This is a genomic window from Pedobacter sp. AC379 (assembly GCF_979258145.1).
This window is the reverse complement of sequence record NZ_OZ409839.1, coordinates 1,901,448-1,919,667: the sequence shown is the minus strand read 5'-3', so window position 1 is coordinate 1,919,667 and position 18,220 is coordinate 1,901,448. Positions and strand designations below refer to the sequence as shown.

Annotated in this window: 11 protein-coding genes and 1 pseudogene; all 12 read right to left on the bottom strand. The window is 39.9% G+C overall.

Features of this window, described 5'->3' with window-relative positions:
- Positions 1–94 precede the first annotated feature (94 nt).
- Entirely contained in the window at positions 95–472 is a 378-nt protein-coding gene (locus ACZZZW_RS08405; RefSeq protein ID WP_463492904.1) for a BACON domain-containing protein, read from the bottom strand.
- A 19-nt stretch (positions 473–491) separates the two neighbouring features.
- A complete protein-coding gene (locus tag ACZZZW_RS08400; protein ID WP_463492903.1) occupies positions 492–2,321 on the bottom strand; it encodes a RagB/SusD family nutrient uptake outer membrane protein in 1,830 nt (609 codons plus the stop codon).
- Positions 2,322–2,331: 10 nt separating this feature from the next.
- Entirely contained in the window at positions 2,332–5,847 is a 3,516-nt protein-coding gene (locus tag ACZZZW_RS08395) for a TonB-dependent receptor (RefSeq protein WP_463492902.1), read from the bottom strand.
- 84 nt (positions 5,848–5,931) lie between these two features.
- The gene (locus ACZZZW_RS08390) at positions 5,932–7,080 is read right to left on the bottom strand and encodes a FecR family protein (protein WP_463492901.1); all 1,149 of its coding nucleotides are present in this window, start codon (positions 7,078–7,080) and stop codon (positions 5,932–5,934) included.
- 72 nt (positions 7,081–7,152) lie between these two features.
- Positions 7,153–7,701 (bottom strand): RNA polymerase sigma-70 factor, encoded by a 549-nt coding sequence (locus ACZZZW_RS08385; RefSeq protein ID WP_463492900.1) that lies wholly within the window; start codon positions 7,699–7,701, stop codon positions 7,153–7,155.
- A gap of 456 nt (positions 7,702–8,157) precedes the next feature.
- Positions 8,158–9,704, bottom strand: a pseudogene (locus tag ACZZZW_RS08380) (sulfatase family protein).
- Positions 9,705–9,801: 97 nt separating this feature from the next.
- Positions 9,802–10,983 (bottom strand): AGE family epimerase/isomerase, encoded by a 1,182-nt coding sequence (locus ACZZZW_RS08375; RefSeq protein WP_463492899.1) that lies wholly within the window; start codon positions 10,981–10,983, stop codon positions 9,802–9,804.
- 6 nt (positions 10,984–10,989) lie between these two features.
- Positions 10,990–13,062 (bottom strand): GDSL-type esterase/lipase family protein, encoded by a 2,073-nt coding sequence (locus ACZZZW_RS08370; protein WP_463492898.1) that lies wholly within the window; start codon positions 13,060–13,062, stop codon positions 10,990–10,992.
- A 6-nt stretch (positions 13,063–13,068) separates the two neighbouring features.
- Entirely contained in the window at positions 13,069–14,622 is a 1,554-nt protein-coding gene (locus ACZZZW_RS08365; protein ID WP_463492897.1) for an exo-alpha-sialidase, read from the bottom strand.
- Positions 14,623–14,636: 14 nt separating this feature from the next.
- On the bottom strand, positions 14,637–15,866 hold the full coding sequence (locus ACZZZW_RS08360; RefSeq protein ID WP_463492896.1) for an MFS transporter: 1,230 nt from the start codon (positions 15,864–15,866) through the stop codon (positions 14,637–14,639).
- Between the two features lie 4 nt (positions 15,867–15,870).
- Positions 15,871–17,019 carry a hypothetical protein gene (locus ACZZZW_RS08355; protein ID WP_463492895.1) on the bottom strand — a complete coding sequence of 383 codons (1,149 nt, stop codon included), beginning with the start codon at positions 17,017–17,019 and terminating at the stop codon, positions 15,871–15,873.
- Positions 17,020–17,143: 124 nt separating this feature from the next.
- On the bottom strand, positions 17,144–18,091 hold the full coding sequence (locus tag ACZZZW_RS08350; RefSeq protein WP_055911093.1) for a dihydrodipicolinate synthase family protein: 948 nt from the start codon (positions 18,089–18,091) through the stop codon (positions 17,144–17,146).
- Positions 18,092–18,220: the final 129 nt, after the last annotated feature.

The following is an 18,220-nucleotide window of genomic DNA, read 5'->3' as shown; positions in this document are numbered from 1 at the left end:
TAATCCTTTATCAACAACAAGATCATATTACTCCAGCAGAACACAGATCGTAGATATCTGTTGTTTACCGCTTGCTTAGGTTAAGTGTAACTTATCATTTATCTTGAGTAATATTTAATAAAACTGCAGGCAGATTACTATTGGTTGAAACCAGCCTGAGCACGGTTGTACGCTGGGCACCGGTTGCATTGGCATTAAGGGTTACACGAAGTTTATAATCGCCTGCACCGAAATTTTTATCAGCAACAAGCCACGAGTTGCCCGTATTTTGGGTGAGTGACCAACCATTGGTACCTGCAATAATATTTATTGATGCAGTATTTTTTGTTGCCGGGAATATTACCGGTTTATCTTCTATGGTTGCAGAAAATGTATCACTTTGCACGGGCTTTAATGGTATGTTTTGCTTTTTGCAGCTCAACAGTGAGATTACAATAACGAATGTTATAATAGGATTTATCTTTTTCTTCATTTGATTTATTTTTTAATAATTACCAGCCTGGGTTTTGTTTCCACTTTCCATCTGTTAATTGCAGCATTCTTTGTTGAATGGGCAAAAGATAATCTCTCTGTAGGTTAAACCGGTAACCAGTTGGCAGCACATTTTTGTGCGGATCAATGTACCTGATTTGGTCGCCCGGATTCCCGGTAAGAAATAAGTTAACTGATTTTCCCTGCGGAGCAGTATCATAATAAATAGCCCCTTTATAAAAACCAGAGGGTGCATTTTGTTCGGCTAAATCGCTCCCTGTAAAAAGTGTTCCCAGCTGTCTTTTGTTTACGAGAATAAGATCTGCCGCTGCCCATCTTAAAATGTCATCAGTTCGGAAACCTTCACATGCAAGCTCAACACGCCTTTCTCTCCGTACTGCCTGAACAGCAGGAGATAAGTTTTTAAAAGGATAATCAGCGGCTGTACTAAATTCTTTTATAACATCTACCTGCGGCATCCCAGCCCTATCCCGCAAAGGCTTTAGTGCATTTACAATCTGTGATTGATCTCCTCCCAGTTCAGCAATAGCCTCGGCATAATTTAATAATACTTCAGCATAACGGATGGCAATGCCAGGTGCCATACTTTTAAAGTCATCCGTAGTTGCTGACGAATTACCATATTCTAAAAATTTATGCATTGGATAACCAGTGGTATTTTTATTGAAACCAGTCTGGTCTATTGGTGGAAAGTTGGGAACCAGAACATTCACAGGTTTCATGGGCTGCCCGGGCACCCCTGCAGTCTGTGATAAACGTGGATCACGGAGGGTTGGTAAAAGTTCCTGGGCATATTTGCGTTGAGCATTTAAACGCTCAGCACCCGTAAATGGTGTTCCGTTGATGGTGAGATAATCATCCACCAAAGAAAGCGTGAGCCCCAGATCCCCACCATCTGAGGAAATATATTTTGAAACGCTATGTCCTATATTGTCACCTGCATTATATTTTCGCCAGAGCATTACCTCTTTATTATTTGAAAGATCAGGTGATATAAAAAGATCCGAGTAATCCTGAAGTGGTTTGCCCGTATTATAAATAGACCATCGCCCGCTACTGATCACTATTAAAGCTGCGTCTCTGGCCTGGCTTAAATAATTGCGGATTTTATCATCCGATATTCCGTTTGTAAAAAATGGATCGGCTTTTTGTTGATGATACTTTTGCCAGGTACCTTCATACAAGGCAATCCTGGATTTATATGCCAATGCAACATCTTTATGCACGCGCATGCTTGCGCTTGAAGAAGCGGCCGGCAATAAGCTAATGGCCACATCGAGGTCTTGCAGAACAGAGTCAATAACCAAAGTCCTGGGATCTCTTGCAACCTTCATCACTTCGGGATCTTCTGGCAATACCTGGTTTACCCATGTTACATCACCATATCCCTTTACAAGATTAAAATAATTCAAGGCCCTGAAAAACCTGGCTTCTCCAACGTATTGGTTAATTAAGTTCTGATCTCCTTTAGCATTCTTATAATTGGCCAAAAAATAGTTTAGGCTTCTTATAGTACTATAAGCACTTAAACTTGAGGCATTGCTCAGGGCAAGCTGTCCTGTCAGCCTCGTATTTACCGATGAGAATATCATGTTATCAGTACCGGCGTCGTCAAAAGCAATACCTGTGCCACCAACATTTACCGGATGTACCGGAAAGGCATTGTAGAACTGGTTAAGGTAAAGCCTCAATTCATTAGGGGTAGCCAAAGGATTCGCTGTGCTTAATGCATCCAAAGGTTTGCGTTCGAGGAAATCCTTTTTACACGAAACCAATGCCAATAGTATCCAGATAACGGATAGGTATTTTAGTTTATTATCTTGTTTCATTTTACTTAAGTTATAGTGATAAGTTAAGGCCGAATGCATATACTTTACTCAACGGATAAGCCTTCCCTGTACCAACTGAGCCAGTGAGTCCTTCGGGATCGAACATTTTTGCCAGGTTTGTAATGACAAACAGATTTTCACCGGATACAAAAAGATTTACCTTGCTTAATTTTATTTTGTTTACCCATTGCTTAGGCAGCGAATAATTGAGGGTTGCATTTTTTAACCTCAAATAAGAGGCGCTTTGGAGATACCGGTCGGTTACCTGTTGTGTTTTGTTTGAAAACGAGTTCTGTGAGCCAGCAGGGGCTGCATATGGGTTAGGGTAATAGGCACCGGGATTTTGAGGCGTCCAAAAATCAAGGTGCTGTTCAAATACGGTCACCTGTGCCAAAGCTCCTGCCCCCCAGAAATACACATCTCCTATTCCCGGAGCATAATTCTTTTTACCTATACCCTGTAAAAGAACCGAAAATGTTAATCCTTTCCAGCTCATGCTGCCATTAAGGGAATAAGTGTAACGCGGATTTGTATTTCCTATCACGGTCAAATCGCCCATATCACCGAGCTTATTACTCCCATTGCTTATTTTCCCATCATTATTGAGATCAAGATACCTAACATCTCCAGGCTTCCAGTCTAGCGGGGAAATGAAGCTTCTGTTCAATTTATTATATTCAGCGGCTTCAGCAGCATTCTGTATCAGGCCATCACTCCTGTATCCCCAAATTTCTCCAATATCCTTACCCTCATAAAAAGAACCAGCAGGATTGTTGAACGTAGGGTTTTGATACCGGGTTACCACAGATTTATAATCTGAAAGTGTTCCACCGAACCTATATGCAATTTCCTGACCTATTTTACCTTTCCAGTTTAAGCTGAGTTCCCATCCGCGGGTACGCAGATCAGCATTGTTGCTGGATGGTACGACCCCTCCAAACATATCTGCAATATCAAATGAAGGCCCAAGCATGTTTTTGGTATTTCTTTGATAAATATCCAAGCTTCCGGTTAACCTATTGCTTAGCAGCTCAAAATCCAGACCTAGATTTCCACTTAGTACCTTTTCCCAGGTCAATGCCGGGTTGTATGGTGCGGGAGCAAAAATATTCGCTTCCCGACCATTCTGAAAATACCATTGTGGCCCTGCACCACTGGCTCCGGGCACAGATGTTCTCATCGTTTGAGCGTAAGAATATATCGGTGCACCAGCCTGGTTGCCGAGCGTTCCATATGAGCCTCGCAGTTTTAATACGTTGATGAATTTACTTCCATTTTTTATAAACTCTTCTTCGGCAATGTTATAACCTAATGATACCGATGGGAAGAAACCCCACCTTTTACCTGGTGCAAACCTGGATGAGCCGTCGTACCTTGCATTGGCTTCCAACAAATACTTATTTTTGTAATTGTAATTTATCCTACCAAAAAATCCTTTATTTGCCCACTCATTCCTTGCCTCACCTGATACCGCAGGAGATGTAGTCAGTATCAATCCTGGTGTAGCAAAACTGATCAGATCCTGAGCACCTGAAGACAGCGATTCGAACTGGTTCAATTCCTGCTGATAGCCACCCAAAAAATTAAACTGGTGCCCGCTATCCAGTTTGATTTCGTAGGCGGTATAAATATTTGGAGATATATAAGTATTTGTTGCGCTTCCACGTGAATAACCGCCTGTAAGCACTATGCCGTATTCAGATCTGTTCACAAATTTTGGCGTACCATCAATTCCATAAACGATTCCCGGTATCAACAATGCTGCATCGTCGGTATTTGTCCGCAGGATATTGAAATCAACATTTATATTCCAGTTTTTTAAAGGTGTAATTCTGAGGCTGGGAGATATACTGATTGCGTTCTCCCTGTTTATATTTTCTGATCCGAACCGGAGATACGGAACCCCTGATATTTCATTGAAATTTCCGCTTAGATCATATGGTGAAACATTCGGACGCATCCTTAACATATTGTGAAAAAAGAGGTTTTCAAATGCTCCGGAAAACGGACTTGAATAACGGCTTTGAGAAAACTTGGAGTTTACCGACGCTTTCATCCATTTGGTGATATGTGCGCTGATTGAAGTGTTGAAGTTGTAACGCTGAAAATTGATCTCAGCATATCGCAATGAGCCGTCTTCGTTGTTATAACCTCCTGAAATATAATATTGAATATCTTTGGAACCACCACTTACATTTAGGTTATGGGTCTGTCTGAGGGCAAAAGGTTTATAGTTAAAATCAAGCCAGTTGGTATTGGCCACGCCGTTAGCTGTGTTTTCCCAATTGCTCAGGTAATTATCATTTGCTTCGGGCAAAACCGGAAACCCTGAAGGATTCTGCATGTATTGTTGAAGCTGAGACAGTTTTTCTTCTGAATATTGTTTTGTACCTGTTGCATTAAATGTAGCAGCATTAAAATACTGTGCAAAATTATAGGCATCTACAACATCCGGCAACTGGATAGGTGAGGTTAAACCAATACTATTGGAATAACTAACATTGGTTTTCCCTTCCACACCTTTTTTTGTTGTTACCAAAATCACCCCATAGGCAGCTCTTGCACCGTATATCGCTGATGCAGATGCATCCTTTAGTACAGAAATAGATTCAATATCGTCTGGGTTCACCCTATCCAAAGGCATCGGTGTACCATCAACCAATACAAAGGGATTGTCTGTGCCGCTTAAATTTCCGACACCCCTGATGTTCAATCCATAACTCTGGCCGGGTTTTGCATTTCCCGTGGCATTAACATTCAATCCTGGAACAAGGCCTGCCAATCTCTGCGTAGCGTTTATAACCGGGCGGTTTTCCAAGTCCTGACTTTTGATCACGGATACTGCACCGGTTAAATTTACTTTCTTCTGTGTGCCGTAGCCAACAACTACGACATCGTTTAACGCACTTGATGCGCTTAAAAGTTTTACAACGATTTCCTTCGAATCCGAAACTTTGATCTCTTTGGATTCAAATCCGATACTGCTTATTACCAGCACCTGCCCTTTCTCCACACCTGCAATCCGGAACATGCCATCGGCATCACTCATTGTCCCTTTAGCTGTTCCTAATACTTTTATTGAAGCTCCCGGTATTCCCTGACCTGTATCGTCAATGATTTTCCCTACAATGTCAATTACTTTGTCTTGTTGCAGCTCTGCGAACAAAGGCTTTTCTTTAATGATTACCGCTCTTTCAGTAACCGAGTATGTAAAGGGCTGATTGGTAAAACACTTATCCAGTGCAGTTAATAAGTCACTATTGCTTATATCAAGGCTTACCGGCTTCGCTTTTCGGATGAGGTTTGAATTATAAAAAAAGTCATACCCCGTTTGGCTCTGTATCTGGGAAAATATTTTTTCTAGTGGTGCATTTTTAACATTAAGGGTAATTTTTTGTGCGAAGCTTGTAGCACTCACCGGGATTATCCCAATAAAGAGTGTTGTGGCAATCAGTTTAATTACCCGGAAAAATTTTGGTGCGCAGAAGTATTCACCACGCATGAGTATCTTGTAAAATTTATACATTTGGATAGTTGAGGATTAGTTTATTGTTTGATTTAGCTGGCTGGTTAACTTTGTTTAGGACATAATCCTAGCTGGAATTCCTAATTATTTTGAAACAACTACCTTCCTTCCTGAAACACTAAAGCTTACATCGCCAGTTTCTGATAGAATTTTCAAAATGCTTGTTAAACTCCTTTGTTGGGAAATTCTGCCTGCAAATGTTAATTCTGGATTCTTTTTGGTTTTATAAATCACCTCGATACCATAAACCCTTTCGAGTTTTCTCATAATACTTTCAAGATCTTCATTATTAAAAAGAAAGTATCCTCCACGCCAGGCAAGCACCCCGTTGGGATCAACATCAGTAACACTTAAAATCTGTTTTCCAAGTACAGCTTGTTGCCCCGGAATAAGTATACTTGATTTAGCAAAGTGTTTAGGATGAATTTTCACACTCCCCTCAATTAATGTGGTTCTGCTATCGGCTTCATTATCATAAGCATTAACATTAAAGTGCGTACCCAAAACTTCAACTTCCTGATTTGCAGTTGAAACTATGAAAGGCTTGGTTTTATTTTTAGTTACTTCAAAATAGGCCTCTCCAGATAGGAAAACCTTTCTACTTGCTGAAGTGAACGTACCAGGAAATTTAAGTGAAGAAGCAGCATTTAGATGTACCTTGGTTCCATCTGAAAGGTAAACAATTAAGGTTTGGCCTGCCGGCGTACGTATTTCGTTTAATTTCGGATCGGTTGCTTCAGCTTGTTTGGCTATCCTATAAACAAGTGTTCCACTGCTATCATGATGTATATTTAAATCGCTGGGCAAATGCAGCTTTCCTGCTTCTCCGAGCTTGATTATCTTTCCATCATTTTGAATAAGAACGGCTTCATTCTGTATGAGTGTCTTATGTTTAAAATTTTGAGCAACCAATTTAACATGCTGTACCGAATGCGTTTTGTATCTGTTGATTAATAATGTGCCAATAACTAGTATGATTGCAGCAGCACTCGCCCATTTTATCAAATGCATTGAAAAGACAGGCTTCCTCTTTATTTTTTTATTAATTTTATCAAGAAGAATATCCCTGTAAAATGCTTCATCACCATTATGGGTTGGCAGCAACTGGAAATTATCCTCACCATATTGTTCATAATAGTTAAATAGTTCTATCTCTTCAGCATCAGTACATCTGCCATCCAGCCATTTAGCTGCCAGTTGCATGTACTTTTTTCTTTGTATATTGTTTTCCATATTTGGTTGCTATATACATAGTACTGTTTTTGTTTGCTTACCCTTAGCGGCTTACAAAAAAAAAATCAAAAATTATTTACCAAGTTTAATTTTGAGGATCTTTAGTGCCTTGCTTATATGTGCTTCTACAGTTTTTAAAGATATACCAAGCTTAGCTGCGATCTGCTGTTGAGATAATCCTTCTACCCTGCTGAGTTCAAAAACCAATCTGCATTTTTCTGGCAATGATGATATGGCTTTATTGACCTCCAGCTCCAACTCTTTATATTCCAAATCGCTTTGAAGAACGCTTTCCTGTGCATAAAATTTGTTTTGCTGTTCCAAAATATAAGATTCAGCTTTATATTTCATCCCCCAGTATTTTAAGACCTGGTTTCTTACAGCCCCCTTAAAGTAATTCGTTAAAGACTGGATTTCGGGCATATGAGTCCGGCGTTTCCAGATTGAAACAAAAAGTTCGTTTACCAAATCCTCTGCATCCTGAAAATCATCGAGCTTTTTTTTGGCATTTGTAAACACAACTTTCCAATATCGATAATAAATTTCCCTAAAGGCGTTTTCATCACTTTTACCAAGTAAATCCAATAATTCCAGATCCGTCATGGATTGATATATAGCCATTTAAGTGTTTTATATTCTTTTTAAGGGTGTGTGACTAAACCATCAATTAATAATGCTTTATTTCTATAAACGGGGAGCACCCCTGTGGGATTTATTACATGTGTTAACTTAAGGCCTGTAGAGTTATCATTGTATAAAGAAATAAGACAGTAGCCACTAGATGTAAAATTATTATGTTATACATGAAAAAATAAACCCGTTGTATTTATCCAAATACGTTATAATCGATGGAAACGTTTATTGGAACAGTGATGATTCCAAAAGCCTAGCCTTATTTAAGGATAGTGTAGTTCGTAAAGGGTCAAGGGATATAATGCAAGGTTTTAGCGCAAACCTGTTCGTTTAAAACATGAGAAACAGCATCTGGCTATTGAGAGGAAACATCTTTCCTTTCCTCTCAACCTGAACTACGATTCAGCTTTGATCTGTAATTGTTTTTTTTAGATCTGCCAAAAGTTATTGTTTTTTTAAGGTTTCCTTTGCATCCAAATCTTCATATTTGGCAATCTGAGTATTAAGCTGCTTTTTTAAGTTAGCGGTAATCTTTTCGAATCCCTTTGCACCATATTTATTTTGAATTTCATGCGGATCACTTTTTATATCATAAAGTTCCCATCCGTTAACACGTTTATAAAAACGGATTAGTTTATATCTTTCGGTACGTATGCCAAAATGGGGGAAACTGAATGTTCTCCATTTTCATAATAGTGATAATATAAAACTTTTCTTCGCCGGGTACGGTCTTTTAGTGCGGGCAACATTGATTCACCCTGTATATCCCTTGGGATATTGATTTTTGCAATATCAAGTACGGTAGGTGCAATATCAAGATTCATTACAAAATTTTCAGATATGGAACCTGGTTTAACTACACCAGGATATCTCATTACCATTGGCGTACGGAAGGATTCTTCGTAAATCCATCTCTTGTCGAACCACCCATGCTCTCCGAGGTAAAAACCTTGATCTGATAAATAAATAACTATCGTATTGTCTTTCAATTTGTTTTTCTCCAGGTAATCAAGTGTTCTGCCTATATTTCGGTCGAGAGATTTAGCAGTACTTAAATAATCGCGCATATACCTCTGAAACTTCCATTCTGTTAAAGCTTTACTTGTTAGTTTTTGAGCATTGAGATCATTTTGGATGGGTTTGTAATAGGCATCAATAGCTGCTTTTTGCGTCGCATCCATTCTTTTAAAATTTCCGTCTGCCGCTTCCGCTCCGTCACTTCCAAACATTTTAAGATCATATCCCATGATCATAGTCTTCTCTATTGACATGTCCTGAATTTTAGCCGCTTCCCGCCCTTTATAGGTATCATAAAAATTAGCTGGCAAAGGAAAATTAACTTTGTCATAGCTACCCAGATCGGCAGTATCAGGAAGCCAGACCCTGTGGGTCGCTTTGTGACCAATTACCAAACAAAATGGTTTGCTTGCATCTCTTTTATCCAACCATTGTTCGGTAACGTCTTCTATCACATTCGACACATAACCGTTAACGCGTCTTTTTGTGCCATCCATCATATTAAAATCCGGATTGTAGTATTGTCCCTGTTCGGGTAGGATCTGCCAGAAATCAAATCCCTGAGGTTTGCTTTCAAGATGCCACTTGCCTATCCAGGCAGTTTGGTAGCCCCCCCTTTGAAGCTGTTTTATGAACGAATCCTGATCGCCATTGAATACAGAGCTTTCATTATCTTTAAAACCATTTTTATGGCTGTATTTACCTGTCAGGATTACTGCTCTGCTCGGACCGCATATTGAATTTGTAACATAGGCCTTATTAAACCTTACGCCTTCTTTGGCAATCCGATCGATATTTGGCGTTTGCATAAGTTTACTTCCATAAGCACTTATCGCCTGGTAAGCATGATCATCAGAAACAATGATAATAATATTAGGTCTTTTAGCAGTAGGCGGCTGTTTTTGTGCAAATGAGCAAAATGAGACATTGCAAAGGATGGCAATTACTAATAAATTCAATTTAAAGGTTTTCATTAATTTAAAAATTTTAATCCGGACATATTTTTTTAACTCATTATTTTAAGTAGGGCAAAACTGAAATCGCTAATTGATAATTTATCGAAGTCACCAATTAATAACCTAAGCTTTTCAACAACTGCGTACAGTACCATTCCTGCCTCGGTAAGTGGAAAGGACCTTTAAATAAATTACCCTTTGCCGTTTGTGCTACTGTACCATCCCGGTGCAGGTATCCAAACCATTCACCACTTTGCTGATCATGAAATTTATCGTAAGCATAATCGTGTACCATTTTGTGCCAGCGTGCGTATTTTTCATTTCCGGTTAAGGTATAAGCCAGTAATGTTGCAATGATGGTTTCGTTTTGTGGCCACCAGAATTTCATATCCTGCCAATATTCCTGAACAGGTTTGTTGTACACATCTTTGAAATATAGAATTCCTCCATATTCCTTATCCCAGCCCCGCTCCCACATATAATCGAGCATCTTACATCCGAGTTTAATCAATTCCGGATCGTTGTTCCGGTATTTTGCTTCATGCAGGATAAACCAGGCACCTTCAATGGCATGGCCAGGATTTAACGTTCTTCCATCAATATGATCAATTATAGAACCATCTGGTGCCACTTGCTCCATCACGCACTGAATATCATCTTTGACAAAATCATTTTTGATCTCTTCAATCCAGGTCAAAATCCATTCATCGCAACGTGGATCGCCAATGGTTTCTCTCAATTGCTGTGCAGTATTCATCATAATCATTGGAACACCGATACCTTTTGATGGACGTGTATCGGTGAACTTTGCAGGCAGCAATCCTGGCGTAGTGGAATATTCAATGCATTTTCCAAAAAGATGCCTGGCCTTTTCGGCCGCAGCTTTATCTCCACTTGCTTTTGCATAGGCCGCATTGGCAATTACAGCGAACGTTTCCGAAAAGTAATAACGCCTTTTACGGATCGGTTGGCCATTGCGGGTAACATGAAAAAACATTTGTCCGTCGGCATCGAAACAAAACCGGTTTAAAAAGTCGATTCCCGATTTTGCCCCGTCAAGCCACTCCTGTTTGGGTTCAATGGTATTAAAAAGTGTAGACAATAACCAGACAGCACGGCCCTGGATCCATACGGCCTTATCATCATCAATCAGGGTTCCGTCATGATCACGCATTAACAAATATCCGCCATATTCCTGATCAACCGATCTGGGGAACCAAAACGGAACCGTATTGTTTAACAATTGGCTTTTATAAAACGATGCGAGTGATTTCAGTTCTTCATTGGTATAGCTCATATGGGTTTAATTTATGGGAATGGAAAATGTGGAAGCCGGCAATTTTGCTTCGTTGATTAAATTGGCTCTCGTAAAGGGTTGCCAGGCGTATAATACCCGGATAACTTTTAATTCCTTTGGGACCGTTAGATGCACTTTGTTATTAAAAAAAGCAGATTTCACTTTGAGGTGATTTCCGTGATCATCCACTACTTCGAAACCTTTTAGTATTTCATCATTAGCCGTCATAAGCTTTTTGGCTTGATTAAAGGTTATCACTATTGTATTTCGCGTCCTTACTGCTTTTATCGCCACAGGGCCACTGGAACGAACATTGTGATGATAGGTATTTTTAAGGGCAAGCAAGGCCAGGCGTTCGCCAATCTCTTTTTTATGTGCTGGATGAACATTAACCGAATCGCCCAAATCAGAACTTACCGCCATACCCGAATTGGGGATAACAGCCTGCAGTTTTCGCTGGGCATCTCTGAAATAAGGCCATGAAGGACGATCAATAGCAGAAAGCTGAACATAATAAAAAGGGAAATTGCGCTGCCATTTTTTTCGCCAGCTTTTTACCAACAACGGAAATTCATAAGTGAAAAGTTCAACATTGTGCGCATTGCTTTCTCCCTGATACCAGATTACACCTTTTATTGGGAAGCCGACTAAATTTGAAATCCCGGCTTCGTAATTATAGGCCGGTTCATAAGGATGCCGCTGTTTTGTGTTTATGGCATTCTTAAGATTTAACTCTGCCCTGCTCCGCACCCAATCCTGCATAAAATCAGATTTCCGCCAGTTAGCCAATAAATCAACCAACAGGTCATCATGATCCAGAGTTTTGCGGTCGATCCACGATTCCATTGTTGAACCACCAACGGCCATTTGAATCAATCCTATGGGAACTTGTGTAACTGTAGAAAGTTTTTCTCCGAAATAATAAGCAACCGCCGAAAAATTACCTACCTGATCTACATCTGCTTTTGCCCAGCTACCAGAAAAATAATGGAGTGCGTTAATTTGGCCCAATGTTTTTTCATCCCAGCTGATGTTATCGGTTTCGGCCAATAAATTATACTTTAACAACCTGATGCTGTGATTTTTATTTAAATGGCTCAAAGTAGCCTGTGCAGTGGCCGAAGATTTCAAGGGGAAGGCCATATTAGACTGACCTGAGCATAGCCATAAATCTCCGATCATTACATCATTAATGAAGATATCATACTGTTTGGAGATTACCCTCATTGTATACGGCCCGCCAAATTTCGTGGGCGGAAAAAACACTTTCCAGCTGCCATTTTTATTGGTAATGACATGTTTAATGATGTGATTGAGTTCAACTGTTACCTTTTCGCCGGCATTGCCCGTACCGTAAACAGGGATTGGCTGATCGCGTTGCAAAACCATATGATCGGAAAAAATTGCATCCAGTTTAAAACCGCCAAAATCACCTATGATATGGCTGTAAACAGTTTTGGCTATTATTCCTGCCCCTGTAATATCAGGATGCAGATCATCAGCAAATAGATCGGGGCGGTTACTCAAAGCCGAGTTGAGGTCTAAAAGTTCAAATTGATTTATCCCTGCAATTTGTTCAACCTTCTGCTGGACCTGCCAATACCAGTCCCTTGTACCTGATTTAAACCTTGGATGCCCACTAAAAATTGGACTGAGCTTGCAGATATAAATTTTAAGCTTTGGGTTACCTTGTTTTAATTGCTCAATGAGCCATTGATAATCTGCTTGAAATTCGTCTTTATAATTTGGCCAGTTCCGTGGATCGGTATCATTTAAACCAAGGTGAACTATGGCTATATCAGCACGAAAGTTCAATGCCTCATCAAATTCCTTGGTTTTATAGTAAGGATTGTGACCTTTTTTTAAAAGCGTTGCTCCACTATGCCCAAAATTGCCCACCAGATAGTTATTGCCCAATAGCTGTTGCAATTGTGCGGGGTAAGATTCTTGTTTCGGATTGGCCAGTAGATAACCTGCGGTAACTGAGTTTCCGATACAGGCCACTTTTATTTTTTGCGCGTAGCCATTGCTGCTGATCAGAAAAAACAGCATTGAAAGTATCCCTAAAAAAGCTTTCATGTAGGTTTATTTTATAATTTCTTTTACTGGAATACGCACAAAATATAAATCTTTCCAGCCCTCATAAAAGAAGCCAATGGTATTGTCATCAATTTTAGTCAGTGAAGAATAACCAAAAAACTTTCTATCATCCACCAAAAGTTCATTTTTGCTGTTCCAGGTTTCCCCTAGATCTAAACTTGCTTTAACAGTCAGGTTATACCGGTTGGCCTGCGTGTTATTATTTCCGAAAAATACCACTTCAGTTGGCTTGCCTTTTAACAGCACATTCGCTTTAATAAAACTGGCCATACAAATCGGATCTTGAAGCGCGTTGTAAGAGGTATGGTGCTCTGTCCAGGTTTTCCCCAGGTTATCAGTAGTTGCCACGCTTCTAAAACTTCCGCGGTTATCGCGCATGTTCAACATTAAAACCCCCGGCGTGGTTTCGATAATCTGGCTTTCTGTGGTATTGGGTTTTGGCCCGTCTTCTGTTTTCCAAGTTAAACCATGGTCCGGACTGTATACCAGCGTGGAATATGGCATTGCGTTTTCATCCCAGTATTGAGCGGCAAAAACCAGTTTCCCATCAGCCATGGCTATACCACTGCCCGGTCCGTTAAAAAACAGGTTCCATTCAGGATCTTTCGTACCTTTAGTAAGACTTCTTGGTACCGACCAGGTCAATCCATCATCATCGCTGCTCACCATAACCAATTGGCCGGTTACATCTTCCGATAGCCCTGGTTTGGAGCCTGCAATAGAACGGTTTCCTTTACTCCATAATGCAGCTACCCAGATTTTTTTGGTAACAGGATCAAAAAGCACCGCCGGATCGCCAACACCATTATTTTCATTCGGCTGTCCCATATCCATAATCACTTTCATGGGTTGCCAGCTTTTGCCGCCATCTGTACTTCTGCTCATACCCACATCGATATTTCCCGGCAAATCGCCCGAGTTTCTATAACGGATATCATAAACCGTAATCAGCGAACCTTTATCAGTGATGGCTATTCCCGGTATCCTAAAAGTGTTGATACCGTTTTCTCCAGCTTTTTTTACAGCAACGCCCAGTCTTTTAACAAAACCTAGCCCTTCTTCTTTAATTACATATTTTTTAGCATTATCAGAGAGAATTTGACTGGCATGAAATTCAATTTTTGAATCGATATCTGCCTCTTCTTTTAGTTTAGCACTAAACCAGATGTAATGCATACCAGGCTTAAGTTTTAGATTGAGATCAAAACTTAAACTCCCCGTTGAGGGGTTAACTGTAGTCAGTTTGTTTTTAGCTGCAAAAAGTGGTTCCTGATCTGTAAAATACACATCAATTTTTTCTAACGATCGAAGTGCAACCGGGTTAAGATTGGCAGTGATCGTTTTGAAAGAAATTTCTTTTTCCCCTGCCGGGATATAAATCCGTACGCTCAAAAGCGGGTTCGATTCCAATCCTTTTAAAACCGGGACAACCGGAGATGATGCGGTAATAGTTATTCCTTTTAATGGAAGCGCTTTTAATGTAAATGAGGCAAGCATGAGCAATAAACTTAAGCCTGCTTTTCTTTTAATATTTTTCATTTTTTTCTATTGTGTTAAGCATCTTCAAAATCATTGAATTTTGGACGCAGGAAATTAAGTTGAATCATTAGTGCGATAAAGACGATAATGGATAACATGGCGAAATCTTTACCCAGGCTCCCTGAATCAGTTGATTTACCTAATAAGTCGGTAATAAAGGCCCCTGCAAAAACACCCGTCATATTCATCACACCATATGCCGTGGCCCTGTATTTTGAAGAAACAAACTGGCAAAGTATGGGCATATTATTGGCATCGAACATCCCGTAACCAAACCCGAAGCAAAAAGCAGCGCCAATTATATTGAATAACGAATGCCCAAAACCGATAAGCAGCAGTGATGGAATGGTTAAGGCCAAACCTATGGCGCTGGTATAAATACGGCCTTTAATATTTTTTTGTACCCATTTATCGGATAAAATACCACCAAAAATAACTCCTAAAAATGAAGAGGCTGCAATTGTAATGGTCGAAATAGGCCCTGCCTTTGCCATATCGATACCTAAATTATCGGCGAATAATGTGGGAAGCCAGTTTTTTGTTGCCCAGCCGGGTAAACTCGGAATGGCAAAATAAATTAGGATTATCCAGAAAGATATATTGCTGAACAACAGTGCCAATCCTTTAAATAAAGATGGCTTAAGCATGATATTTTCACTTTCTGGCACAACTAATTGTTTTTTTTCTTTTAAAAAGAATAACAGTATAACCGCATAAATAATGCCTACAAAACCAAAAGAATGAAAGGTAGCCTGCCAGGAGAATTTGGAAGCAATGGTTGCGCCAAAACCGCCCAAAGCCTGGCCCATGTAAAGCCCGGTCATGTGGATACCGATTGCAATTGATCTGGTTTTCGAACTATGGTAATCGGCAATAAGCGATAATCCGGCAGGAATGTACAATGCTTCACTCACGCCCATTAACGCCCTTAACCAGTAAATTTGACTAAAAGTAGTGGCATAGCCCATTAAAAAAGTTACCAGCGACCATACAAGCAAACTGCCAACAATTAGCCATTTGCGGTTTATCTTATCGGCTATAATGCCAGATACAGGGCTCATTAAACCATATATCCATAAAAAAATAGCCATTAAGTAACCGAAGTTAGTGGCCGATTTCAGTTCTGCAATATCCATCTGCATGGCGGGTTTCATAGTCGAAAGCATTTGGCGATCCATATAGTTTAACAGCGCCACAAACCAAAGCAGGCCAACAACTACCCATGCATATCTATTTTCTCTCATCTATTTATTTCTTTTGTCCCATTAAAATATTTGGTGTTCTTACCCCTGCTTTAATCTCTCCACCAACAATAATGATCTCATCGTCAAATAAAACCGCATGAGTGGTAACTGTACCATAAGGCATCGAAGCTTTTAGGGTTGACCAAGTGTTTTTCTCATAATTGTATTTCGATACAGACCTGCTGAAGCCTGGGTGATTGAACTGGACTTTTATTTTCTGTTGATTTAACCGCTCTTTCTTAACAGGGTCTTGCTCTTTTTCCATTGCTGCGATCAATTTTTCTGCCCGGTGAAAGGTTTCGCCCAAATCGCCACTAAAAACAAAAAGATCCTTTGCAATTGTAATTCCTGAAGCAGCTGACAATGTATAGGGCAAAGATGCTTTTGCTGCCCAAGTTTCGCTTTCCAGGTCAAACGCATAAACATTTCTATAAATCGTACTCTTATCACCATAATTGCTTTTTCTACCACCCACCAGGAAAATTTCATGCGTATTTTCAGGATTTAACAATATGGTATGTGAAACAGCGTGAGGCAGATTGATCATTTTTTTCCATCCCTCCTGCTGTTTTTGTAAATCCAATTTTAAAAACTGGTCCGAGGCCCCATTTGCCAATTCGCCCCCTGCCAGATAAATAACATCACCCAATACAGTTAAAGATGCATTGGTTACGCCGCTTGGCAAATCAGGAAGAAAATCAACTTGCAGTTCATCTCCCCTCATATTTAAGATTAAAACCTTTTTATTCAGCCCGTTTTCGTTCTCGCCTCCAGCAGCCACAATTCCGTAAGTTGTGCTGCAAACAGCACTATAAGCAAGTTTAAAAGGTAATTTTAACGCATGTTCCGCAGATACTAAGAGCAAACCGCTCTTGGTTTTCCGGTATAGAAAAACATCGTCGTAATATTTCTTTTTACCACCGTTCCAAGGCATTTCATATGGAAAATTCGTACCACCGGCAACAAGTAAAATGTTATGATCACTACCAGAAATTGCACCAGCCAAGCCTTTGGCTACTACTTCTCCTGGCGCCGGTGGTATGGTGCCTGCGATATTCCAGTCGATATTTTTAACAAACTGGTTCTGAGCCAGTAATTCTGAAGATATAATAGATGTAAGCAAAAAAGTAAGGTATAAGATAAAGTTTTTCATTAATATTAATTTGAGCACAAATAAAGGTAACCATTACTTGTGCTTTCAATTCATCAAGTTACTCTGCCCGGATAAACATCGTTTTACCACGGATATAATGATACACACGGATAAAAATCCTTTTTTATCCGTGTTCATTCGGGGTTAAAGAACCGATAGCTTTATAAACCTGGAAATCCAGCTTCTCAACATCAGTTTTAAAGTGCATAAAGGCAGCTTTTTCCATATTTTTAACAGGAAGCCTAAACTCACCACAATCTAACCCGACCAGTTTCATATAAGCTTTACCAGATGCAATGCCCCCGTATTTACCTAATAAACGGATAAAATCAATTGATTTTTGCTGCAATGCCGTTGCTGTTTTCAAATCATTGTCTTCAAAGGCTTCAATCAACTTTTTATACAATGGCGTAAGGTAGTTAAATGTGCTGCCAACAGCACCTTTAGAACCTAAAACCAGCGCCGAAAGCATATTTTCATCCCGCCCCCAAAGCATGTCGTATTTATTGTTTTTGAAACTCATGCAGGAAAGAAAATCCATAAAATCTTCATGCGTGTATTTCACTCCGGCAAAATTTGGTACATTACCATCAACAGCTTCCAGTAGATCGATCATATTGAGGTGAGTACCCGTTAAAACTGGAATATGATAGTAATAAAATGGCATTTCGGGTACTACAGCTGCAATTTCGGCACACATTTCTGCTAAAACTGAAACATTTGAGGGTTTAAAATAAGACGGTGCTGTAAAAGAAACGCCATATAAACCAATTTTCGCTGCATGTTTCGCCAGCTCCTTACAATCAGCCAGGCAGGTACCGCCAAGCAAGGTCATCACTTTAAAATCGTTATCGTTTTTGCATGCTTCTGCCCAGGCTTCGGCAACTTCCATTTTTTCTTCACGGGTAAGTGAAACGCCCTCGCCGGTTGAGCCACAGATAAAAGCCCCAATAACACCGTTCTGCTTTAGAAAGGAGTAATATTCTGGAATCAGCTCAAGGTTTAAGGCACCATCTTGATTAAACGGTGTAAATGGTGCGGCAATAAGCCCCTGTAATTTAGTATTTAACATATTCTGTATCTGGATAATTTAACATAGTAGTAATTGAGGACGGTACAAATCCTAATAGAATGTCATCCTGAGCTTGCCGAAGTACCGATCAAAGTATGAAAGCGTTTCGACAAGCTTAATCTGCCAAAT